This is a genomic window from Paenibacillus sp. ALE2 (assembly GCF_054113385.1).
The window spans coordinates 3715487-3742194 of the sequence record NZ_CM134213.1; the positions used below are offsets into that span (position 1 = coordinate 3715487).

Consider the following 26708-nt stretch of genomic DNA (forward strand, 5'->3'; position numbering starts at 1 on the left):
ATTTTTATGGATCCAAAAGATATTTTTCGTGCGGTACAAACAGGGGAAATAAATTCTGAAGATGCCGAAGCACGATTGCGCCAATTGATGGGCGGGCTTTCGGATGAATCTTTGGAAGAATCATTGGAAGTCCGGTCACAGGAATCAACTTCAGAGGAATTGTCTCTTTCGCTACAGCCATTGGACAGCTTTCACGGACCGGAGAAGGAGAGCAACGGCGAAACGGAAGTGCCGCCTGTGGTTCAATTGCAGGAATTTGAGCATGGCATTGTCCTGTTAACAATGAAGGATACCGTGCACAAAAATACATTTTCCGATGAACTGATTGTGGGCCTGAACCAGGCGTTCGCTACGGTGCAGGCTAACGAGAACTATAAAGTCGTGATTCTGACGGGATATGACACCTATTTTGCCACAGGGGGTACGCAGGAGGGATTGCTGGCCATTCATGAGGGAAAGGCGAAATATAGCGATACCAATGTTTACAAGATTGCACTGGATTGCAAGCTGCCAGTCATTGCTGCTATGCAGGGACATGGAATTGGCGCAGGCTGGTGCATGGGGATGTTTTGCGATTTTATCGTGATGAGTAGAGAAAGCATCTACACTACTAATTTTATGAAATACGGCTTTACTCCCGGTGCGGGCTCAACCCTCATTTTTCCTGAAAAATTCGGAGTTAGCATGGCGCAGGAAATTTTATTCACTGGTACTAGATATAGCGGTTCAGAACTGGAGTCCAAAGGGACTCCTTTTCCTGTTCTGCCGAGAAATGAAGTGGTACCGTACGCAATGCAGCTGGCAAGGAAACTGTCCGAGTCGCCAAGAGAGTCATTGATTGAGCTGAAAAACCATATGGCTCAGCCGATTAGAGAAAAGCTGGCGGCAACGATTGAGAAAGAAATAAAAATGCAGGACAAAACGTTTGTGAATCAGCAAGAGGTCAAGGAACGGATTCAGACGGCCTACGGACAACTTCCGAATAGCGATGGTGCGCACAAACTGCTCAAGCAGGCGGATATGAAAAAATCTGTGCCCAGTATGCCGCATGGTCAGGAGAAGGATTCTATCGCAATTATTGGCATGGCGGGTCAGTTCCCCAAATCCAAGACATTGACTGAGTTCTGGGATAACCTGGCTCAGGGCAGGGATTGTATATCGGAAATTCCTTCAACACGCTGGTCCATTGATGAATATTATGATACTGATCCCAAGGCTGAGGGGAAAACCTATAGCAAGTGGATGGGTGTGCTAGAGGATATAGATCGATTTGACCCGTTGTTCTTTAATATATCTCCTGCGGAAGCAGAGATGATGGACCCTCAACAGCGTCTATTTCTGGAAAGTAGCTGGAAATGCATTGAAGATGCCGGATTGAATCCAGCCTCACTGTCAGGGAGCCGTTGCGGTGTTTTTGTAGGTTGTGCAGCTAGTGATTATGGAAGGTCCATGAGCGGACAGGGGTTGAATGCGCAGGTTCTTATGGGAGGAGCGCCTTCCATTTTATCGGCTCGGATTTCGTATTTGCTGAATTTGAAGGGCCCTTCTCTGGCGATTGATACCGCATGCTCTTCCTCTCTGGTAGCTATAGCTGAAGCTTGCAACAGCCTTGTTTTAGAAACAAGCGATCTTGCTTTGGCGGGCGGAGTAATGATCATGGCAGGGCCAGGGATGCATGTCATGACCAGCAAAGCAGGAATGCTGTCCAAGGATGGACGATGCTTTACTTTTGACGCCCGTGCAAACGGGTTTGTCCCTGGAGAAGGGGTTGGCGTTATTTTATTAAAACGGCTCTCTGATGCAATCAGGGACAAGGACTCCATCTATGGGGTTATCCGGGGATGGGGAATGAACCAGGATGGGAAAACCAACGGCATTACTGCTCCAAGTGTAAATTCACAGATTTCGCTTGAAAGTGAGGTTTACCAGCGGTTCAATATTAATCCTGAAACGATCTCTATGGTAGAGGCCCATGGGACAGGTACCAAACTGGGCGATCCGATCGAAGTGGAAGGGCTTACCGAAGCTTTCCGATCCTATACGAACAAAAAGGGCTATTGCGCGCTGGGATCGCTGAAAAGCAATATGGGACATATGCTAACAGCGGCCGGAGTAGCTGGCATAATGAAAGTGCTTCTCGCCATGAAACATCGGCAATTGCCGCCAACCATCAATTTTGAATCCCTAAATGAACATATTTCTTTGGAGGAAAGCCCGTTTTACATTAACACTGGGCTACAAAAGTGGGAGTCCAAACCGGGGATACCTCGACGTGCAAGCGTCAGTGCTTTCGGGTTTAGCGGTACTAATGCGCATATGGTTATTGAAGAATATGTGCCTGTAACCTCTGAGGTGCAGCTGAACCCAGTCGATCAAGACAACCCAGTGCTATTTGTACTTTCTGCCAAAAGCGAACAAGCCCTGAAATCCTATGCCGCCGACATGATGGAATTTGTTAAATTGCACGAAAGCACTAAACTGTCAGACCTGACTTATACCCTGCAAGTGGGCAGAGAGGCTATGAACTGGCGCCTCGCGTTTTTGGCGGATTCAAGAGAAAATCTGGTCGATGAGCTGGAACATTTTGTGAATGGCAACTCGTCGGACAAGGTGTTAACTGGACAAGTGGACGATGCTAGAGACGATATTGAACTTTTTGATTCTGACGAAGATACTGGAACCCTCGTTCGGACCTGGCTTCAGAATAAAAGAATTGATAAAGTAGCCAAATTATGGACTAATGGCGCAACTATTGAATGGGATGCACTTTATGGAGCAACCAAGCCCCAGCGAATCAGTCTGCCGACCTATCCTTTCGAGAGGGAACGCTATTGGTTGTCTGAGACAGACATGGGCCAGGAGAATATAAACCCGGCTATGACCGCCCAAATTCACCCTTTGCTGCATCAAAATACTTCCGATCTCTCCGGGCAGCGCTACGACTCCACCTTTACAGGCCGGGAATTTTTCCTAGCAGATCACCGAGTCATGGGCCAACCGACATTACCTGGGGTGGCTTACCTTGAAATGGTGCGAGCGGCCGTAGAAGAAGCAGCAGGAGATGTCATGGAGGGTGAGACCCGTATTCAACTGAGAAATGTAGTATGGGCTCAGCCCATCGTTGTAGCTAACAAACCGATCAGGGTACACACCAGCCTATATCCTCAGGACGATGGAGCGATTGCGTTTGAAATATACAGCGGGGGGGAAGAAGACGCCGAAGAAATTATACACAGCCAGGGGATAGCTGTGTTGGAGAGAAGCGGTGAGCCGCAGTACCTGGACCTGAATGTTTTACAGGCAGAATGTATTCACAGTTCACTATCTTCAAGCCAATGCTATGAAGCTTTCAGAGCTATGGGAATAGACTATGGCCCGGGACACCGGGGGATCGAGACCATCTTACGGGGAAAGGATTTCGTGCTGGCAAAGCTGTCCCTTCCATCCAATGTATCTCATACCCAAAGTGAATTTGTATTGCATCCGGCTGTAATGGATTCAGCCTTGCAGGCCACAATCGGGTTGGTGATGGATCGAGAAGAACATGTGTCTGAAGGCAACCTCTCGGTACCCTTTGCCTTGCAGGAACTGAAAATATTCGAAAAATGCACTTCTGTGATGTGGGCACGGATTTTCAGACAAGCGAGTGAGGAGACACTAAATGGATTGAGCATAGTACATATCGATCTCTGCGACGAGAGCGGAAAGATTTGTGTGCAGCTCAAAGGGCTCTCATCCAGAGAACTGGAAAAAGGAGCAGGGCAAGCAGATTTCGTCGAGAATGTGGGCACACTCATGCTGGAGCCGGTCTGGGAGGAGGCAGTCCTTGCAGGAGAGAACGCGTTCAACGATATACGGCATATTGTGATTCTGTGCGAATTTGAAGGTATTTCCAGAAAGGATATTGCAGCTCGTATGGATGGTACTCGCTGCATTGTTTTACAGTCATCGAGTAATGACTTGGATGCGCGGTTTGAAGACTACACTATTCAGATATTTGAAGAATTGCAAAATATAATGCTGGATATACACAAACAAAAAACTTTGCTGCAAATTGCAGTCCCTGCCCGAAATGACCAACAGGTTTATTCCGGGTTCTTTGCCATGCTGCAAACCGCCCAAAAAGAAAACCCGAATGTCATGGGTCAACTGCTAGAGCTTGATGCCAAGGATGGCCCTGAGGGGATTATTGCAAAATTACAAGAGAACCGTTACGGCCAGTACGGTGAACGAATACGATATCATGGCGACAAGCGACAGGCTTTAAAGTGGCAAGAAATTGAAACCTTGCATGAAGATGCAGCCCAGCCATGGAAAGATGGAGGGACCTATCTCATCACTGGCGGTCTAGGCGGCCTGGGACTGATTTTTGCCAGAGACATCCTGTGCAATGTGAAAAACTCCACCGTCGTACTGGTAGGACGATCACCTCTGTCAGCGGATAAACAGACCTTGTTAAGCGAATTGGAAGCGCTGGAAGGTCATATAGAGTACAGACAGGTGGACGTGGGTCAAAAGGAAGCGGTCACCGAGTTAATTCATGGCATCGTCGAGCAATATGGCGGTCTTAACGGTATTTTACACACAGCAGGAGTGATACGGGACAACTTCATCATCAAAAAGACGATAGAAGAAGTTAGAGAAGTGCTGACTCCCAAAGTCTCAGGGTTGATCCATCTGGATCAGGCCTGCAACTCCCTGCCTCTGGATTTCTTTATCCTGTTTTCTTCCGGCGCCGGAAGTGTTGGCAATGTAGGTCAGGTTGACTACTCTGCTGCCAATGGCTTTATGGATGCTTATGCTTCTTATCGAAATGCTTTGGCGGCACGCAAGCAGCGCCAGGGGCACACGCTGTCGATCAACTGGCCGTTGTGGAAGGACGGTGGGATGCATGTCGATGGGGAAACGGAAAAGGCAATGCAAGGTCTGGGCATGATTGCCATGGAAACAGAGAGTGGAATAAAGGCTTTGTATCAAAGCTTATCTTCCGGTAAAAGCCAGGTCATGGTTATCGAAGGGTATCCTCAAACGATTAAGACGGCCATTCTGGGACAGCCTTCAGGAACAGAGATTTCAGGCCGTTCCAGAATGGAAGATGGGGAAGCCTCGATTATCGGCGAAGAATGGCTAAGAGAAAAAGCTGAAGACTATTTGAAAACATTGCTTTCGGCTGTAATCAAGCTGCCAGCTGAAAGTATAAATGTAAATGCGCCTATGGACAGGTATGGAATTGATTCCATATTGGTCATGCAGCTCACGAATGAATTGGAGAAAACGTTTGGCTCACTGCCGAAGACATTATTTTTTGAATATCATAATCTTCGCTCATTAACTGGATATTTTCTTGAATCGCACCACGGCCGGCTGGTAGACGTTTTAAAAGCGCAGGAGAAGAATGCGGCTCCTCATAAAGTGGCGAACGAACCTGCAAAAGCAGCAATAGAGCCTTTGACTTCGATCGCTGCGAGTCGCAGACGTACATGGCCTTTCCCGACAGGTACGCAGCCCCATCAGGAAGAGAAGGGCTTGGACATTGCCATTATAGGGATATCGGGAAGATATCCGGGGGCAGCAGGTATCCAGGAGTTCTGGAAAAATCTAAGGGATGGGAAGGACTCCATCACTGAGATTCCCAAGGAGCGTTGGGACCACAGCCTGTACTTTAATGAAACTAAAGGGAAGCCCGGGAAAACCTACAGCAAGTGGGGAGGGTTCATCGATGGAGTGGACTGGTTTGACCCGTTGTTTTTCAACATTTCGCCAAGAGAAGCGGAAACGATGGACCCTCAAGAGCGCCTTTTCCTGGAATGTGTGTATGAAACCATAGAGGATGCGGGCTATACGCGCGAAACTCTTGGTGCAGACCGGGGACTTGGCGGCATGGAAGGCAATGTTGGCGTTTATGTCGGAGTAATGTATCACGAATATCAGCTTTATGGAGCCCAGGAACAAGCCAAAGGGAATATGCTCGGGCTTCTCGGGAATGCTTCGGCGGTTGCCAACCGTGTATCGTATTTTTGTAATTTTCATGGACCAAGTATCGCTGTGGATACGATGTGCTCTTCGTCACTGACAGCAATCCATATGGCCTGTCACGGACTGCAGCATGGAGAATGTGAATTGGCGGTTGCAGGGGGAGTCAACGTTTCCGTCCATCCTAACAAATATCTATTACTCGGACAGGGAAGCTTTGCATCAAGCAATGGGCGGTGTGAAAGCTTCGGACAGGGTGACGGATATGTGCCAGGAGAAGGAGTCGGGGCTTTGCTGCTCAAGCCGCTGGCCAAAGCTATAGCAGATGGAGACCGGATATATGGCGTCATAAAAGGTACTGCAGTGAATCACGGAGGAAAAACCAATGGATATACCGTACCCAACCCTAACGCACAGGCTAGCGTGATTGGGCAGGCTATTCAGGAGGCGGGAATCAACCCTAGAACCATTAGCTATATAGAGGCGCATGGGACAGGAACTCCTCTGGGTGATCCGATTGAAATTGCAGGCTTACAAAAGGTGTTCCGGGAATATACCAGAGACAAGCAGTTCTGTTCAATTGGGTCTGCCAAGTCTAATATCGGACATTGTGAGAGCGCAGCCGGTATTGCTGCGGTGACAAAGGTGCTGTTGCAGTTGAAATATAAACAATTGGTGCCTTCACTGCATTCAAGCAAGTTAAATACCAACATCGATTTTAGTGATAGTCCTTTTAAAGTACAGCAGACATTAGAGGAATGGAAAAGACCTGTCGTATCCATGGATGGTGAAATCAAGGAATATCCAAGGTTGGCAGGAGTCTCGGCCTTCGGGGCAGGTGGGTCTAACGCGCATGTGGTAATTGAAGAGTACATTCCAGCAGAGACTGGTCAGCTGCAAGCTGCTCCTGCGTCTCTTCATCCTGCCATGATTGTGCTATCGGCCAAGAACAGGGAAAGGCTGAACGAGCAGGCGCAAAGATTGCTATCTGCCATTAGAGAGCTGAATGACCCGCGTATAGGTCTCGCAGATATCGCCTACACGCTGCAGATCGGACGAGAAGCGATGGAAGAACGGCTTGCGATCATCGCCATATCCATCCAAGAGCTGGATTGGAAATTGGAAAGCTTCCTGCTGGAAAAGGAAGGTATAGAAGAACTGTATAGAGGACAGGTAAAGCGCAACAAAGGAGTATTGGTCACTCAGGAAATCGATGAGGATATGGCTAAAATGGTGGGTGCATGGGTGAGCAAAGGTAAATATGGAAAGCTCGCCGAGCTTTGGGTGACAGGACTGCTGTTGGACTGGAATAGGCTTTATGGGGAAAAGAAGCCTCGCAGGATTAGTTTGCCAACCTATCCTTTTGCCAGAGAAAGCTATTGGGTGCCCGTAAACCAGGTAAAGAACGATGGTATGACAGCCACCCTAGGCCAGTCTGCATTTTTGTCGCCTTTACTGCACCACAACACTTCAAACTTCTTGAAGCAGCGGTTCAGCTCAACGTTTACAGGCGAGGAATTTTTCCTCAGGGATCATACGGTAAAAGGCCAACGGATTCTACCAGGCGTCGCTTATCTTGAGATGGTGCGGGCGGCTGTGGAACGCTCTATAGGAGATGAGGACAACTGCACAACAGGAATCCGGTTGAAAAATGTAAACTGGATTCGGCCAATTGTGGTCGAAGATCAGCCATTCCCAGTACACACAGGCCTATTTTTGGAAGACGCGGGAAAAATCAGCTTTGAGGTATATAGTAAGCAAGCAGGAAGCGATATCGGACATACCGTGCACAGCCAGGGCAATGCGGTGCAGTTTAACGTGGAACAAAAGCCAGTGCTTAACCTAGAGGCATTACAGGCAGAATTTGATCCACATGGATTTGAGGGAGCGCGCTGCTACGATATCTTCCAAAAAATCGGGATGGATTACGGCCCAGCCTTCAGGTGTGTGGAGAAAGTGTATACACATCCGGGCAAGGTACTGGCCAAGCTAGCATTGCCCTCCGTGCTCTCCGATTCGGCTGACAGCTTTGTTCTTCACCCTAGCCTAATGGATGCGGCCTTGCATGCATCCATTGGATTAATCATGGGTCAAGATGGAGAGCTGCCGGACAGCACAGTACCCAATACGCCTTCTATGCCATTCGCCCTTCAAGAGATCGAAATCCATGGAGCATGCACCCAGAATATGTGGTCGTTGATTCAATACAGCGAGGGCAGCAAGAGAGAGGACAAGGTACAGAAGCTCAATATCGACTTATGTGATGAGGAAGGGAACGTTTGTGTCAGAATAACGGGACTATCCACCCGAGCGCTGGACGGAGATATCCGCACTGAGCATGCACAAGGCGTAGTTGCAGGAGATCATGCCGCCGATCCGCTTGTAGGAGCCGTTATGCTCATCCCCAAATGGGACCCGGTTACGCTTAAAAAAGAATCAGCTTTCCCATCTTCGACAGACCGAATGGTCATTGCAGGTGGTACGGACAAAGATAGACAGGCCATCCGGGAATATTATCCGAAGGCGCATTTTTTGGAGCTGCAGGCGCAGGATGCCATAGAAACGGTTGCCTCAAAGGTTGAAGAATATGGAGCCGTTGACCATATACTGTGGATTGCACCTACGATTTCTGTCGAATCGGTCACTGCTGAATCCTTGATTGAGGAACAGGAGCCCGGAGCCTTGCTCTTCTTTAGAATGGTCAAGGCGCTGCTCCTGCTGGGGTATGGGACGAAAAAGCTAGGCTGGACAACTATAACCACCCAGGCTCAGTCGATTGATCAGGACGATACAGTCCACCCGGCCCACGCAAGTTTCCATGGGTTGGTAGGCACGATGGCCAAAGAATATCCGAACTGGAAGGTTCGTATCATAGACCTGCAATCCGACTATGACTGGCCGTTATCCGAACTATTTACGTTGCCTTCAGACCGTCAGGGACGGATGTGGGTTTTCAGAGGCGGTCAGTGGTATCGCCAGCAGCTGATTCCGTTTAAACAGACTCCAGGCTCAAAAGGACAAACGCTGTACAAAACCGGAGGCATCTATGTGGTTATCGGTGGTGCAGGCAACATCGGAGTGGCGTGGAGCAAGTATATGGCTTCGACCTATCAGGCCCAGATGGTGTGGATAGGCAGAAGGCCAAAGGACGCGTCCATCCAGGCTAAATTGGACGAATTTAAAGGCCACGGACCTGTTCCATACTATATTACGGCAGATGCAGCAGATGAAAGGTCGCTGCAGGGGGCATATGAGGAGATAAAGCAGCGGTACTCCAAGATCAACGGCGTAGTCCACTCTGCCATTGCCTTTTTGGAGAAGGGGTTGGAAGATTTGACGGAGGAAGGGCTCCGGTCCGGGCTTTCAGCAAAGGTCAATGTGAGTGTGCGTATGGCTCAGGTTTTTCAAAATGAACCGCTGGATTTCGTGTTGTTTTTCTCTTCTATTATTGCCTATGTAAAAAATCCGGGACAAAGCAGCTATGCTGCCGGATGTACCTTTAAGGATGCGTTTGCGCAGCGGCTTTCACAGGAATGGCATTGCCCGGTGAAAGTCATGAACTGGGGATACTGGGGGAACGACGCAAACAATACCTCCCAAGACAGGCAGCAAGAAGTCGATAATTACTCAAAACTAGCGCAGATCGGCGTCGGACTTATTGAGCCTCACGAGGGGATGGAGGCACTTGAGACGTTGCTTGCTTCACCATTGAATCAAGTAGGGCTGATGAAGACAACAAAACATTTGGAGCTGGAAGGGACTAATCCGGCGGAAGCCATTGGCCTATATCCGCACAACACGGATCCCGATCTTCGGGACATACAAGAAAGTATGGCTGTAGTAATCAAATCAAAAGACCAGTTTGCCGAGGATTATGCGGCAGAGGATGCTGGCAGCCTGCAGGAAAAGGAATTGGAACACCTTCTGGGCAAGCTGTTGCAGGAGCAGCTTTGGTCCATGGGGCTGTCAGGGACAGATCATCAGTCTGTTGACGAGTTCAAACATAAGCATGGACTGCCTGAGTTATACGGCAAATGGCTAGGTGAGAGTGTAAAGATTTTGGCACGGCTGAATGATGCTCTTACAGATGGAAATGCTTCCAGCCCGGCTTACCGAGAGGATGTCTGGCAGGAATGGGAAGAGCACAAGCATACATGGAAAAAATATCCGCAGATGCGGGCGAGGGTACATTTGGCTGAGACAACGCTGCGGGCCTTGCCTGAAATTATTACCGGCCAATGTCCTGCAACGGAAATCATGTTCCCCAATTCCTCGATGGAATTAGTGGAAGGGATTTATAAAGACAGTCTGGTAGCTGACTATTTTAATGAAGTTCTTTCCGATACGATCGCCGCCTATGTTCAGCAGAGAATTATGAGCAACTCTGCTGCAGAAATCAGAATTCTCGAAATCGGAGCAGGCACCGGAGGAACCAGCAACACCGTATTCCTCAAATTACGGCCATACCGCAAACACATTCAGGAATATTGTTATACCGATATTTCGAAGGCCTTTTTGATGCATGCGGAAAAAGAGTACGGGCCAGACAATCCGTATCTTAGTTATCGAATCTTTAATGTGGAAGAACCTATTGCTGGACAAGGTATTGATGCGGGTAAATATGACGTTGTCATTGCTGCCAATGTACTTCATACGGCAAAAGATATTCGCCAGGCATTGCGTAATGCAAAAGCGGTTTTGAAAAGCAACGGCCTGCTTCTATTAAATGAACTCATGGGCAGCAGCGTATTTACCCACCTTACCTTCGGATTGCTGGATGGCTGGTGGGCTTATGAGGATTCGGAATTGCGTATTCCCGGCTGCCCTGGACTTTATCCTCACGTATGGACAAGCGTATTGGCCAAAGAAGGCTTTCACACAGCGTTTTTCCCGGCACAGGAGGCGCATGATTGGGGCCAGCAGATCGTTGCAGCCCAAAGCGATGGCTTGGTTCGGCAAAAGCGACAGCCAAAGCAGAAATCCCTATCGGTAGAGAATAGAACCGTTGAAGCAGGATCAATAAAACAATCAGCTCAGCCCAAAAGAGAGGCAGTACAGGCGGAATCAGCGGAATCAGAAAATGTGCTGCGCAGCAAAAGTACGGCCTACTTTAAAAATTTACTTGGCGAAACCCTAAAAATGGAACCGGGAAGCATCGACTCTACGGTTGCCCTGGAAGAGTACGGGATCGACTCGATATTGGTTGTGCAAATCACCAATGTTTTGCGTGAAGTGATCGAGGATTTTGCCAGCACCCTGTTTTTTGAGTACAACACCATAGATGATCTGGTAGCGTACCTGCTTCAAACGCAAAAGGATTCGTTGAAGAAGCTGGTAGGTATGAAGGAGACAGAGATGAGCGAAGAAACTTCCAGAGTGGAAGAAGTCCCTGCTCCACAGGTAGGCGATATTGCCCCGATGAGGTTTGCACAGGAAGGACGCTTTCTTAAGCCGTCTGCCAGTAAAGGTGAGAAGCCGCAGGAGCACTCCTCTAATATCAGAGATATTGCGATTGTGGGCTTGTCCGGGCGCTATCCAGGAGCTCGTAATGTAGAGGAATATTGGAACAACCTAAAAGAGGGTAAAAACTGCATCACTGAAATTCCGAAAGATCGTTGGGATTGGAAGACTTACTTTGACGAAGAAAAAGGAAAACGGGGTACCATCTATACGAAATCAGGCGGCTTTATCGAGGGAATCGATTTATTTGATCCACTATTTTTCAAGATTTCTCCTGCAGAAGCCGAAACTATGGACCCGCAGGAACGGCTCTTTCTGGAAGCTGCATACGCAAGTATAGAGGATGCCGGATATACCCCTGCCAATCTTTGTGAGAGTCGTAAAGTGGGCGTATTCGCAGGCGTGATGAATGGAAATTACGGTTTGGGACCTCAATACAATTCCATTTCCAATCGGATATCCTATCATTTGGATTTCCAAGGTCCAAGTATGACCATCGATACCGCTTGTTCCTCCTCATTGACGGCTATCCATCTAGCTTTGGAAAGTCTGTATAGCGGTATCAGCGAGTGCGCTATTGTCGGAGGGGTCAATTTGATCGTAGACCCAATCCACTATATCAAGCTGTCAGCGATGACGATGCTTTCGAAAACTGGCGAATGTAAGTCGTTTGGAGACCAAGCGGATGGATTCGTTGATGGGGAAGGCGTCGGCGCTATCGTGTTAAAGCCGCTGGAGAAGGCTATTGCAGACGGTGACCATATTTATGGTGTCATCAAAGGGAGCATGCTCAATGCTTCAGGTAAAACCAGTGGTTATACCGTGCCTAGCCCTCAAGCTCAATCTCAACTGATTGAGGATGCGCTACGGCGTTCGAATGTTGATGCAAGAACCATCAGTTATATTGAAGCCCATGGAACCGGCACGGCTTTGGGAGACCCTATTGAAATTGCCGGATTGACCAGGGCTTTTGAGAAATTCACACAAGACAAGCAGTTCTGCGCCATAGGTTCGGTCAAATCCAATATTGGTCACACCGAGAGCGCAGCAGGCATTGCAGGAGTAACTAAAATATTGCTGCAACTTAAGCATCGCCAGTTAGTACCGTCCTTACATTCTAGGAAGTTGAATCCTGAAATTCATTTCAGCAATACTCCTTTTGTCGTTCAGCAGAATCTAGAAGAATGGAAGAGACCGGTAATTACAACCGATGGAATCACTCAGGAGTGTCCGAGACGGGCTGGAATATCGTCTTTCGGTGCAGGTGGGGCCAACGCTCATATCGTGATTGAAGAGTATATTCCCGAGGTTCAGGAGCCATCAGGAATAGAACCTGCTTCTCAGGGACCTGCGATGATCGTGCTATCATCCAAGAGTGAGGAGCAGCTTAAGGAAAAAGGACGACAGCTGCTTGAGGCTCTTCAGGGTCAGCTATCCTCGGCCAGCATATTGGATATTGCCTATACGCTCCAGGTGGGACGCGAACCGATGGAGGAGCGTCTAGCCATGCTCGTGGATTCGATCACAGATCTTGAGGAGAAATTAAAGGAATTTGTGGACGGACGCCACAGCATGCTCAACCTGTATAGAGGTCAAGTAAAACGCAACAAAGAAGCGTTGTCCATTTTTACGGGGGACGAAGACCTGCAACAACTGATTGAACATTGGATTTCCAAAAGGAAATATACAAAGCTTCTGGAGCTGTGGGCCAAAGGGCTAAATTTGGATTGGGAAAAAGTTTATACGGGGAAGGTACCTCACCGTATCAGCCTGCCAACCTACCCATTTGCAAAAGAGCATTATTGGACTTCGGATAGCAAGGATCAATTAAAAGCCCACGCATTACTGTCGCAAAATGAAAGCAATGTAGATTTTGATGATCAATTGTGCGGCAGACTCTTGGATGAAATGATGAACGACGCCATGTCTGTTGATGAGGCCGCCAATGAAATCTTCAATATATTCATACGTAAATGAGAAGTTTCTACATGCTGGGAGGCAATCGAAGATGAAGGACTTTTTTCAAACTATTCTGGGTGAGGTAAAAAGCGGACGGATGCAGAAAGAGGAGGCTCTCCTCAGAATACGCCAAATTCAAGCTCAAATGGCTTCAGATGGAACTCTGCACAGCAGAGCAGGGAACACGGAGGGGGCTCTGGCGGATACAGGAGTCCTTATGCTTGAGCCTTCATGGAAAGAGCAAGCTGCGCTCCAAAAAGCGACTCTTCATGAATGTAGCCAGCATCTGGTGGTGCTTTGTGAACTTGATCATATCTCAGAGCGAAGTATTGAAGCGCTCATGAAAGGAACCCGATGCATCAAGCTCCATGCCGGTTTGACCGGCATGGATGAACGCTTTCAGCGCTATGCCCTTCAACTGCTTGCAGAAGTGCAAATGCTCCTCAAAGAGAACTTGAGGGGCAGCGTGTTGGTACAGATTGCTGCTTCTTCACAAACCGGGCAGCAGCTCTTTGCTGGACTTTTGGGATTGCTGCAAACAGCCGAAAAAGAAAATCCAAAAATCGTAGGGCAATTTGTTGAATTGGAAGCTACAGGTTTGGAAGAGATCGTTGAGAAATTGAAAGAGAACAGTCAATACCCCAAAGACAAAAGGATACGGTATGAGAACGGTAAACGTCTGATTCTCAGCTGGAATGAAATGAAAGCCCCTGAAACTCCGGGAAGAGTGCCCTGGAAGGATCAGGGGATTTATTTGATTACGGGCGGTGCAGGAGGTTTAGGGCTTGTTTTGGCGAGAGATATCGCCCGGCGAGTCCGAGAAGCTACGCTAGTCCTTGTAGGACGTTCCATGCTTGATGAAGGCAAGCAGGTCATACTGGAGGAGTTGAAGGCGCTGGGAGCCCGCGTAGAGTACAAACGAGCGGATGTATCCCGAAAGGAAGAGGTCTCGCAACTGGTCCTAAAGATCCGGGAGGAGCACGGGGGGCTTGATGGCATCCTTCATAGCGCAGGGGTGATACAGGATCGTTTTATGATTCATAAGACGCAGGAAGAGTTCAAGGAAGTAATGGCGCCCAAAGTAGCCGGGGTGGTCAACTTGGATCAGGCGACGAAGGAGCTAGATCTTGATTTCTTCATTTTCTTCTCTTCCATCGCAGGGATTATGGGCAATCCTGGTCAGGCCGACTATGCCGCAGCAAATGCGTTTATGGATGCCTATGCCTTTTATCGAAACAGCCTCGTCTCTTGCAAGGAGCGCAAAGGGCAGACGCTGTCTGTCAATTGGCCTCTCTGGAAGGATGGAGGCATGCATGCGGATGCTGAAACGGAGAGGGTTTGGCAAAGTATTGGCATGGTGGCCATGCAAACTTCAAACGGCGTTAAGGCTTTATATGATAGCCTGGCCTCTGGCCAGAAGCAGGTGCTGGTGATAGAGGGGGATTTGTCCAGATTGCGGAAGCATCTATTGGAGCCTCAGCCACAGGAGAACGTGTACGTTGAAGAGACAGCTTCTTCACCAATAAATCCTGAGCTGCTTCTGGAAAAAACCTTGCACCAGCTTAAAGTGTTGTTTGGAGAAGTGACTAAGCTGAGCGTTGAAAAGATTGATGTCAGTGAGCCTTTGGAGAGCTACGGCATAGACTCCATCATGATTACAAGGCTCAATCAAAAGCTTCAGGGAGTTTTTGGTGAAATCTCGATGACCCTGTTTTTTGAATATCAGACGTTGGAAGCGGTAGCGAAATATTTTATTGCTGACTACTATGAGGAATGCGTACGGTGGACAGGACTTGGCAGACGGCTGGAGCCGGAAGAAAACTTCGTCCCTGCATCCTTGCATGTTAATAGCGAATTATCATTGCCGACTCTGCCACAGGAAGAAAAACATCGCACTAGCAGCGCAGCTATAGACACAAGCAGTGCGAAACACGAGCAAATAGCCATTATTGGCATGAGCGGACGATTTCCACAAGCGAAAAATATGGAAGAATACTGGAGCAATTTACAACAGGGCAAAGATTGTATTACAGAGGTCCCTGCGGATCGCTGGAAGAGGGAAGGATTTTATTCTCCTGACATCAAGGAAGCTGTGGAGAAGGGCAAAAGCTATAGCAAATATGGGGGATTTGTAGAGGATTTCGCAGATTTTGATCCTCTTTTCTTCAATATATCGCCCCGGGAAGCGATGAGTATGGACCCTCAGGAACGGATATTCCTGGAAGAATGCTGGAAGGCCTTCGAGGATGCTGGATATAGCAGAGATCAGCTTGCAGTGCAATACAATGGGCGCATCGGCGTCTTTGCAGGCATTACCGCAACAGGCTTCAATTTATACGGGCCCAAGCTGTGGGAGCAAGGCAAACCGTTCTTTCCTCGCACATCGTTCAGTTCGGTAGCCAATCGAATATCGTATCTCTTGAATTTGAAGGGGCCGAGCTTTTCGGTCGATACCATGTGCTCCTCGTCATTAACTGCAATCCATGAGGCCTGTGAGCATATTCATAACGGAGAATGCGAGATTGCCATTGCAGGTGGAGTCAACTTATATCTTCATCCTTCCAACTATGTTTTTCTAAGCACAATGCGAATGCTATCGCCAGAGGGACGGTGCAAGAGCTTTGGCGAAGGGGGGAATGGATTTGTCCCTGGTGAAGGTGCGGGCGTTGTGCTGCTCAAACCTTTATCTCGGGCCATTGCCGACAAGGACCATATTTATGCAGTTATTCGCGCAACTAGTATCAATCATGGCGGAAAAACAAACGGGTATACCGTTCCTAATCCGGTAGCACAAGGAGAATTGATCCGAGAGGCCTTGGATAAAGCAGGCGTCAATGCTCGAACAGTCAGTTATATTGAAGCCCACGGAACAGGGACCGAGCTTGGTGATCCTATTGAAATCACTGGCCTTACCCAGGCTTTCAAGAAAGATACACAGGATACAGGATTCTGTGCGATTGGCTCGGTAAAATCAAACATAGGCCATTTGGAGGCGGCTGCAGGGATTGCGGGTGTCGCTAAAATTATTCTGCAAATGAAAAACCAGAAAATTGCCCCAAGTCTGCATGCCAAAGTATTGAATCCCAATATAAATTTTGCCAAAACGCCATTTGCAGTTCAGCAAGGGCTTTCTGAATGGAAACGTCCGATCCTCGAAGAAGACGGCGAGCAACGGGAATACCCTAGAATTGCAGGGATATCTTCCTTCGGAGCCGGAGGATCTAATGCCCATATCGTTCTTGAAGAATACATTCCAGCAGAACAGGCTGCCTCTACTCCGCAAAAGCCGGTTGTCATTGTATTGTCGGCCAAAAGTGATGAAGCATTGAAAGAGCAGGCTGTTCAATTGACTGCTGCAATGGATAAAAATGACTTCTCGGATAATGACCTGATAAATGTGGCTTACACCTTGCAGATAGGGCGTGAGGCGATGGAAGAGCGCCTTGCCGTGGTCGTTCAGTCAGTGGAGGAACTTAGAAACAAGCTGCAGGAATTTATTGGGGAAAGGCAGAATATTGTACAGCTTTATCGGGGGCAGGCTAAACGAGATAAGGAGAGTTTAGATGTCGTTAAGCAGGAAGAAGCGCTGGATGAATCCTCTGATGCCTGGAATCTAGCAGAGAAATACGGCAGGCTTTCGGAATTGTGGGTCAAGGGTGTGCACATTGACTGGAACAGACTTTACAGTGATGTCCAGCCTTTCCGCATCAGTTTGCCCACGTATCCCTTTGCTAGGGAACGCTACTGGATATCAGTAGATGAAGAAAAGCCCGCTGGCGTCACTCCGGCATATCTGCACCCCTTGCTGCATCACAATACCTCCGTTCTTTCTGAGCAAAGATTCAGCTCAATCTTCAACGGTCAGGAGTTTTATCTGAATAACTCCGTCGTTGATGGAAGACTTGTCCTGTCGGATGGAGCATGTCTTGAAATGGCGCGGGCAGCGGTTGAACAATCGTTAACAGTTCAGGAGAAGGGTCAGGCAGGCATCACACTCACAGACATGGTATGGACACATGCTCCTGTCATAGGAGATCAGCCGGAAATACATATAGGACTCTTTCCGGGAGATCAAGGTGGAATTGGCTTCAAAATTTACAGCACACGAACCGAAGCAGGAGATCCTGTCTTACACAGCGAGGGAAGTGCCGAGCTGGAGGCTTTAAATAGAACGGAAACATTAGATATTCAGGCTTTGCAGATGGAGTGCATTGATCATATTTTACCTAGGGGAGACGATGAAGCACTGCGCACGACTGGAGCCAACTACGATTCGGAATTCCAGTCCGCTGAGCAAGTTTATATAGGTCAGGGTTTGGTGTTGGCCAAGCTATCACTGCCTTCCGGTATTGCGAATACTGGGGGCCTATTTGTTGTGCATCCCTTCATGACAAGTGCTGCCCTGCAATTGCCGTTATACCTGCTTTCGAATAATGAAAATGTTATGCAGTTCAATGGCATTGATTCTCGGGAAAAAATACTGCCGACTGCGATAGATAAGCTTCAAATATTTCAGGAATGTCCGAGCAAAATGTGGGCGTTAGTACGGCATGGAAGAGGAAATCAGATTAATCATAAGATGCACAAGTATGATATTGATTTGTGCGACGAGGCAGGCAGAATCTGTGTGCGCATAAAAGGGGTCTCCTATAAGGAAGCGGAGACTTGTGAGCAACCGTTCGGTGCAATGATGCTACAGCCATTCTGGAAAGAACAGGCGGCTAATAAGGAAACCATAGCAACCGACTACGAACGGCATGTGGTCATACTTTGTGAGACAGATGCCATAGCTGCAGTACATGTCGAGGCCTCCTTGACAGGCGTGGAATGCATCACCCTACAAGCCCGCATGGAAGAGGTCGACCGACGCTTTGAAACATATGCCGTTCAGGTTTTTGAGAAAATACAAGGCATCCTAATTGACAAGCCTAAAGGCAAAGTGCTGGTACAAATGGTAACGATGTCTGGAAATGAGAAACTACTTTTCTCTGGGCTGTGTGGCATACTCAAAACGGCTCATAAGGAAAATCCAAAGTTCTACGGGCAACTGATTGAAGTAGGGGAAACGGAAAAAAATGAAGGACTCATTGAAATATTAAGGTCGAGCAGTCAGCGTCCAGAGGACAGCCGCATCCGTTTTGTAGAAGGTAAACGTTGGATTCCTGCCTGGAACAAGGTTGAAATGCCAGCGACACCACAAATTCCATGGAAAGATCATGGGGTTTACCTGCTTACTGGAGGTGCCAAGGGCCTGGGTCTAATTTTTGCCAAAGAAATTGCGCGCCAGACCAGGGAAGCAACCTTGATTCTGACTGGGCGGTCCCTGCTGACCGAGGACAAGCTGGCCCAATTGGAAGAATTGAAGGCTTTGGGCGCCAAGGTGGAATACAGACAGGTGGATGTCACGCAGAAGGCAGCGGTGGTTGGCCTGATTGAGGACATCCAAATGGCATACGGCGGAATTAACGGCATTCTGCACAGTGCTGGAATCATTAAAGATAACTATATTATCAAAAAGACGAGCGCAGAATTCAGGGAAGTTCTGGCACCGAAGGTGGTCGGACTAGCCAATTTGGATCAGGCCAGTAAGGACATGCCCCTAGATTTCTTTATTCTTTTCTCATCAGCTGCCGGAGTGGGCGGAAATGCGGGTCAGTCTGACTATGCCACCGCGAATGCGTTCATGGATGCCTATGCTTGGTATCGTAATACTTTGGTATCCTCCTGGGAGCGTATGGGCAAAACGCTGTCGATCAATTGGCCGTTATGGAAAGACGGCGGAATGCGACCTGACCAGGAGACGGAAAAAGCTTTGCAGAATGTAGGCATGTATGCGATGAGGACAGAGACTGGTATTCGTGCGTTGTATCAAAGTATAGCCTGCATATCGAATCAAGCGATGGTGGTAGAAGGAGACATTGAGCTGATCAGCAGAATGATGATTATGGAAGGACAGCTTGAAGACAGCGGAGAAGCAGCCGGGGATCAGAGACTCGGATCAGAAGACAACATCGCTCCTTTCTCAGCAAATAAGACAGTGTCCGTCCAAGATGAACATCTGCTGCGTGAAAAGACGACCCATTACTTGAAGACTTTGTTGTCTTCGTCAATCGAACTGCCTGCATATCGAATTGAAGAGGATGCGCCGTTGGAAAATTACGGGGTGGATTCTATCAAGTCCATGGAACTGACTGACCAGTTGGAGAAAACGTTCGATCAGGTGTCGAAGACGATATTTTTTGAATATCCGAATATCCGGAGCTTAACCGAGTATTTTCTGGAATCTCATCGAGACGAATTAATCGCTCTGTTTGGTCTGGAGCAGGCAGTAACTGTAGGTGTAAAAGCCACCACCGCTACGACAGCAATGGATACAGAACTTCGACCAGGAGAAGAACAGTTGCGTGATCAGGTGACAAGTTATCTAAAAGGCTTGCTTTCTTCGTCTACCGGACTGCCGGAACAGCGCATTGAAGAGGATAAAAACCTGGAGAACTATGGAGTTGACTCCATAAAGTCTATGGAAATAACCGATCAGCTGGAAGAAACGTTTGGATCGCTGTCCAGAACCTTACTGTTTGAATATCCGAATATCCGAAGCTTAACCGAATATTTTCTGGAATCTCACCGAGACGAATTAAGCACTTTGTTTGGTCTGGATCAGGTAGCGACTGTAAGTGCAATAGCTGACACGGCTTCCGTAGCCAATGAGACAAAATCCCTGGCTGGAGAAGAGCGGTTGCGTGATCAGATAACGGGTTATCTAAAGGGCTTACTTTCCTCATCCACTGGACTGCCGGAACAGCGCATTGAAGAGGATAAAAACTTAGAAAACTATGGGGTTGACTCCATAAAGTCTATGGAAATAACCGATCAGTTGGAAGAAACGTTTGGATCACTGTCCAGAACCTTACTGTTTGAATATCCGGATATCCAGAGTTTAACGGATTACTTCCTGGAATCTCACCGGGAGGAATTGAACGCTTTGTTTGGTGCTGAACAAGAGCTAGTCGCGGCAGCCAGCACGAAATCCATGCGCATCGTAGAGCATGCAAAGGCGCCCTCTCCTTTATTTCGGCACTCACCTATTTCGTCAGTGCGAGTAGAGCCTAAGGAGGAGGCAAAAGAAACGAAGACAAAAATAGAAACAAAAACAGAAACAGGAGCGATGGACATTGCTGTCATCGGGATGTCTGGAAAATATCCTGGAGCGGAAAATATTCAAGAATTCTGGAGAAATCTCCAAGAGGGCAAGGACTGCATTACCGAAGTTCCCAAAGATCGCTGGGATCACGATCTTTACTTTGATAAAGAAAGAAATAAACCGGGAAAAACCTACTGCAAGTGGGGGGGCTTCCTAAACAGAATAAATCCGTTGGATTCTTCTTTCTTTCACCTCACTCCTTATGAGGTGAGTTTGATGGACCCTATGGAACAGCTTTTCCTGGAAATGATATGGAGCCTGCTGGAAAGTGCGGGATATACGCGAGAGATGCTACAGAAAAAACACCAATCCAAGGTTGGGGTCTACGTTGGTGCTACGTATCATAAATACTGCACCTGTGATACAAATACGGATGCCCCTCGGATCACATCCTTTGGTTCTGTTGCCGTCGCCAACCCCATGTCGCATTATTTCAATTTCCAGGGACCGAGCATATCCATTGATACGATGAGCTCTTCCTCTGCTGTGGCTGTCCATATGGCATGTGAAAGCCTGATCAGAGGTGAGTGTCAAATCGCAGTAGCTGGCGGTGGGAATCTGTTGACAAGCCCCAAAAAGTATATTGAATCCAGCCAGAACCAATTGATCGGAAGCCATGAAGAAAGTCGAAGCTTTGCGGATGGAGACGGATATCTTCCTGCTGAAGGTGTTGGGGCAGTTCTCTTAAAGCCGCTTCATAAGGCAGAGGAGGATGGAGACTGCATTTTAGCAGTCATCAAATCTACGGCCACTAATCATGGAGGACACAGCAATGGGTACACGGTCCCCAATCCCAATGCACAGGCACAACTTGTTGAAGAGAACTTTTTGAAAGCTGGCATTCATCCTCGGACAGTCAGCTATGTAGAGGCAGCAGCCAATGGATCTACATTGGGAGACCCAATTGAGCTAGTCGCCTTGAAAAAATCTTTCCAGAAATTTACGGATGAGCAGCACTTTTGTGCCATGGGTTCGGTTAAATCCAATATAGGCCATGCAGAAGCAGCCTCGGGAATATCGCAGCTTACCAAGACCATATTGCAATTGTGGCATCGAAAGCTGGTTCCCACCATTAAAGCGGAAAAGCTGAATCCTAATCTTACGTTCAGCAATACTCCATTTTATTTGCAGCGGGAGCTTCAGGAATGGAAGCGGCCTGTAATAGAGCTGGAGGGAGAAGAGCGGGAATTTCCACTACGGGCAACAGTAAGCTCCTTCGGTGCTGGGGGATCGAATGTTCATTTTATTCTGGAAGAATACATCCCTTCGCCAAAAGAAGCTGTCCAGCTGCAAGGGGCAGATCAGACAGAAGTAGTGGTTCTCTCCGACATAAACTGGGAGCGACTAAATGCGCTTGCGAGTCAATTACTTGAGTATGTGGAGCGGCAGAACGAGCTTTCTTTACATGATATTGCTTTCACCCTTCAGACAGGCCGCGAAGCGATGAAGTGCCGGACGGCAATCGTAGCGAGTTCACGGGAGGAACTGCTCACGGGTCTTAGAGAGCTTATCGAATCAGTCGGCAAGGGCAATGAGCCGGAGGGAGCGTCAATTCCGATATTTATTGGGGAAGGCGGAGAAGATTCAAATACAAGTGCACTCCTTTCAGGAAAAGTAGGCGAGAAAGTTTCTCAAATTCTTTTAGAGGAGAGAAATCTGGAAAATATTGCGATGTATTGGACCCAGGGAGGCAGGATTACGTGGGAGGCGCTCCATGAGGGACACACTGTTCGTAGAATCCCCTTACCGACCTCTCCTTTCTGAGCACACATTGGGGAACTAAACCCTGTCTAACGAAAAATACGAATATTCCGGAGGTAAACATGAGGGAGTTCAAAGATAAGGTAGCTGTGATTACGGGAGCTGCCAGCGGAATTGGCCGAGCTATTGCAGACCGATGTGTCAATGAAGGGATGAAGGTTGTTCTGGCGGATATTGAGGAGGGGGCTCTTCTAAGGACTGAACGAGAATTGCAAGAAATGGGCGCAGCTACACTATCTGTTGTGACCGATATTTCCAAAGAAGCTGATATTCGTTTATTAGCGCAAAAAACAGTTCAGACCTTTGGTGCTGTGCATCTTTTGTTCAATAATGCAGGTGTGGATGCCGGCACAGGCCGCTTATTATGGGAGAATACTGTGGCAGATTGGCAGTGGGTAATTAACGTAAACATTTGGGGAATTCTGTTTGCTACCGAAATTTTTGTTCCTATTATGGTGAAACAAAAAACACCATGCCATATTGTAAATACAGCATCGATTGCTGGTCTGCTGTCCGGTCCTGGAAATGGAATATACAGCGCGTCAAAGCATGCCGTTTTAAGCCTGTCTGAAACGCTATACCAAGAGCTAAGATTGATCGGTTCTAATGTGGGAGTGTCGGTTGTGTGTCCGGGATTCGTCCGTACTCAAATTATGGATGCAGAGCGAAACCGTCCGACAGAGCTGCGTAAGCCAGATGGGAGTGGAAATCTTCCGCCCGAAAGACAAGTCATTACCGAATTAGCTCGCAAGGCTGTCAAAAATGGCATACTTCCAGAGGATGTGGCCCATCAAATTTTTGAGGGCATACGAAAAGGGCAGCTATATATCATCACAGAACCGAAATTCAAACCTGCAATCAGGCAGCATATGGAGAATGTCCTTAATGAAAGTAATCCTACGGCATCCCAAATGCAATTAGTGCGCAATTTGTTATGAACTGTGAATGATAGAGGAACTGCTTAGGCGAGTCTGATCAATACGTTGTGGGGGTTACTCGGATGGACAGATCAGTGGTTTTTATGTTTTCAGGTCAAGGTTCGCAATACTACGGCATGGGAAAGGAATTATATATGTCCAACCCGGTTTTCCGAACATGGATGACCAGGTTGGATGAGATTCATACGGATATTACAGGCAGGTCTGTATTAAAAACGCTGTACGATGACACGCGTCGCAGGGGAGAAGAGTTTGACACCCTGCTAGATACTCACCCTGCAATTTTCATGGTTGAATATGCGCTCACACAGGTGTTATTGGAAAAGGGAATTTATCCTGATTATGTTTTAGGCTCTAGCCTGGGTGAGTCTGTTTCTGTTGCTGTGGCTGACTGCATGAGCTATGAGGACACACTTCAATGCATTATCAAGCAAGCACAGCTGGTGGAGGCGTACTGTCCGAAAGGGGGCATGATGGCCGTCATTGGCGATTCCGGTCTGTATGACGAAGCGCCCGTATTGCATAACAACTCAGAACTGGCAGCCATCAACTTTGACTCGCATTTTGTTATTTCAGGCAGCTGCGAGGGTCTGACAGAGATTGAACATTATTTGAAAGCAAATGGAACGATCTATCAAAGGTTGCCAGTTCACTATGCTTTTCACGCTTCTTTAATGGATCCAATTGCATTGGAATATATGGCGTTCTTGAAGCTTAAGACCATAAGAAGCCCTAAAATAAATATGGTTTCATCTATGTACGGCGGGAAGACGACATGGCTTGACAACCGTTTTCTTTGGGATGTTACTAGAAAGCCTATGCAATTTCAGAGCGCTCTAAAGTGTCTGGGAGACAGGGACGGGGTTGTCTATATTGATCTCGGCCCCTCGGGCACACTTGCTAATTTTGTAAAGTATAATTTTGGCCCCAAGAAAAAGGCAAGCGTCTGTTCTATTCTCTCCCCTTTTCAACAGGACATAAAAAATTTGGATCGTCTGTTCGAAATATTTGCCTAATATGCATCCATTACTAACAAGGAGGAAATCAATGATCGCATATCTGTTCCCTGGACAAGGAGCTCAAGTAAAAGGTATGGGCGAAGGACTGTTTGATGAATTTCCAGAATTGGTTGCCAAAGCGGATGCAGTTCTTGGTTATTCTATTCAGAAGCTGTGCCTTGAAGACCCTGCCAACCAGCTCGGGCAAACGGATTTTACCCAGCCAGCCCTATTCGTCGTAAACGCTTTAAGCTATCTGAAAAAAATAAGAGAGACCGGAAGAAAACCCGATTATGTTGCAGGACATAGCTTGGGTGAATATAATGCTTTATTTGCCGCGGAAGCGTTTGATTTTGAAACCGGCTTGAAGCTGGTCCAAAAAAGAGGAGAGCTGATGGCTCGGGCTACTGGTGGCGGAATGGCGGCAGTTTTAGGCTTGAAAGAAGAAGTGTTTCGGGAAGTAATGGAGAAAAATAAATTAATAGAGCTCGATGTTGCCAACTATAATTCGCCCAGCCAGATTGTCATTTCAGGGCCAAAGGAACTGATTGAGCAGGCGAAACCGATTTTTGAAGATGCAGGAGCCAGAAATTATGTGGTTTTGAATGTAAGTGGAGCATTTCACTCCAGGTATATGGAAAATGCCAAACAGAAATTTGAGGCCTATGCGGCGCCATTTGAATTCTCGAACATCAAAATACCCGTTATTTCCAATGTCCATGCCAGACCCTACAAGCAGCAGGACTTAAGAAGCACGCTGATTAACCAGATTGTAAGCCCGGTCAAGTGGTCGGAGAGTATACGGTATCTGATGGGTAAAAGTGTAACCCAGTTTATCCAAATCGGGCCTGGTAATGTCGTGGCAGGATTGGTTAATGCCATACAACGAGAAGCCGAGCCATTGATCGTGACAGAGGTTGAAGACCGAAACGAACAGGTACAGAAGAGGATGTCGAAGGATACGTTGAGAAATGATGAATCGATATTCGAAAAGCGACAGGCTCCCAGAACAAAATCCGGTCATGACGTACTGGAATCCAGCAAACGATTTACGGCAGAGTCTCTTGGGCATAGCGAATTTAAACAAGATTACGGAATTAAGTATGCGTATCTTATAGGCTCAATGTACAAGGGAATCTCTTCAAAAGAGATGGTCGTAACAGCAGGAAAGGCAGGAATGATGGCATTTTTTGGAGCTGGGGGAGTGAAGATGGATGCTCTGGAGGAAACCATAAAGTATATTCAGAAGCAATTAAACCATGGCGAAGCCTATGGAATGAATCTGATTCATGTGCCGGACCACCCAGACATAGAAAATAACATCGTTGATTTGTACATAAAATACGGTGTTAGAAATATTGAAGCCTCTGCGTTTATGAGTATCACGCCTTCTTTGGTTAGGTACAGGCTGAAGGGGCTGAGACGGAATGCACAGGGAAATGTTACGCCACAGAACAGAATTATTGCGAAAGTATCCAGGCCAGAGGTTGTTGAAGCCTTCCTGAGTCCTGCGCCTCAGAATATTATCAATAAGCTGCTGGCGGAAAATAGGATCAGCCGGGAAGAAGCGATGATGGGGATGGAAATTCCCATGGTAGATGATTTGTGCGTCGAGGCTGACTCAGGTGGGCATACTGACCATGCAGTTGCTTATGTATTGGTCCCGCTGATGCTTCAGATGAGGGATGAAGCGATTCGAAAGTATAAATACAATAAAAGTATAAGGGTAGGGGCAGCCGGGGGAATAGGGACTCCACAAGCTGCAGCGGCGGCGTTTATACTGGGTGCTGATTTTATCATGACGGGTTCAATCAATCAGTGCACAGTTGAAGCAGGGACGAGTGATGAAGTAAAGGATTTGCTTCAGCAGTTAAACATTCAGGATACAGACTACGCTCCAGCAGGGGATATGTTTGAAATGGGCGCAAAAGTTCAGGTTATGAAAAAAGGAGTGTTTTTCCCAGCCAGGGCGAATAAATTATATGATCTTTACCGTAATTATAATTCCATAGATGAAATTGATAGAGAAACAAAACACTATATTGAAGAAAAGTATTTTAAGAAGAGTATTGAACAAGTCTACGAAGATATTAAAGCTTATTATCCGCCTGAAATCATTGAAAAAGCTGAAAGAATCCCGAAACGGAAGATGGCCTTGATATTTAGATGGTACTTTACTTATTCTACTCGACTTGCCATTAATGGCGATAAAAACAACAGAGTCGATTATCAAGTACACTGCGGACCAGCCCTCGGCGCTTTTAATCAATGGGTTAAGGGGACAGATCTTGAGAATTGGAAGAATAGACATGTTGACGATATAGGACAAAAAATAATGGTTGAGACTGCAGAGCACCTGAATGAAAGATTTACAGCATTAACTGCTAGTCTCCTTACAGTCTAGTTGAAATCAAG

General features: G+C 47.4%; 5 protein-coding genes. All 5 read left to right on the forward strand.

What is annotated here, in order from left to right:
- Positions 1-6 precede the first annotated feature (6 nt).
- Complete coding sequence (locus tag ACXHJ1_RS16205) at positions 7-13410, forward strand: SDR family NAD(P)-dependent oxidoreductase (protein ID WP_457904912.1); 13404 nt, start codon at positions 7-9, stop codon at positions 13408-13410.
- A 31-nt stretch (positions 13411-13441) separates the two neighbouring features.
- Entirely contained in the window at positions 13442-22360 is an 8919-nt protein-coding gene (locus tag ACXHJ1_RS16210; protein ID WP_457904913.1) for an SDR family NAD(P)-dependent oxidoreductase, read from the forward strand.
- A 59-nt stretch (positions 22361-22419) separates the two neighbouring features.
- Positions 22420-23295: an SDR family NAD(P)-dependent oxidoreductase gene (locus ACXHJ1_RS16215; RefSeq protein ID WP_457904914.1), complete on the forward strand. Its 876-nt coding sequence runs from the start codon at positions 22420-22422 to the stop codon at positions 23293-23295.
- Between the two features lie 62 nt (positions 23296-23357).
- Positions 23358-24311 carry an acyltransferase domain-containing protein gene (locus tag ACXHJ1_RS16220; RefSeq protein ID WP_457904915.1) on the forward strand — a complete coding sequence of 318 codons (954 nt, stop codon included), beginning with the start codon at positions 23358-23360 and terminating at the stop codon, positions 24309-24311.
- Positions 24312-24342: 31 nt separating this feature from the next.
- A complete protein-coding gene (fabD, locus tag ACXHJ1_RS16225; protein ID WP_457904916.1) occupies positions 24343-26697 on the forward strand; it encodes an ACP S-malonyltransferase in 2355 nt (784 codons plus the stop codon).
- The last annotated feature ends 11 nt before the right edge of the window (positions 26698-26708 follow it).

Bases quoted from the DNA above. Each gene is read 5' to 3' on its own strand.
- ACXHJ1_RS16205 (WP_457904912.1), top strand. From the start codon at position 7: ATGGATCCAAAAGATATTTTTCGTGCGGTACAAACAGGGGAAATAAAT.
- ACXHJ1_RS16210 (WP_457904913.1), top strand. From the start codon at position 13,442: ATGAAGGACTTTTTTCAAACTATTCTGGGTGAGGTAAAAAGCGGACGG.
- ACXHJ1_RS16220 (WP_457904915.1), top strand. From the start codon at position 23,358: ATGGACAGATCAGTGGTTTTTATGTTTTCAGGTCAAGGTTCGCAATAC.
- fabD (WP_457904916.1), top strand. From the start codon at position 24,343: ATGATCGCATATCTGTTCCCTGGACAAGGAGCTCAAGTAAAAGGTATG.
- ACXHJ1_RS16215 (WP_457904914.1), top strand. From the start codon at position 22,420: ATGAGGGAGTTCAAAGATAAGGTAGCTGTGATTACGGGAGCTGCCAGC.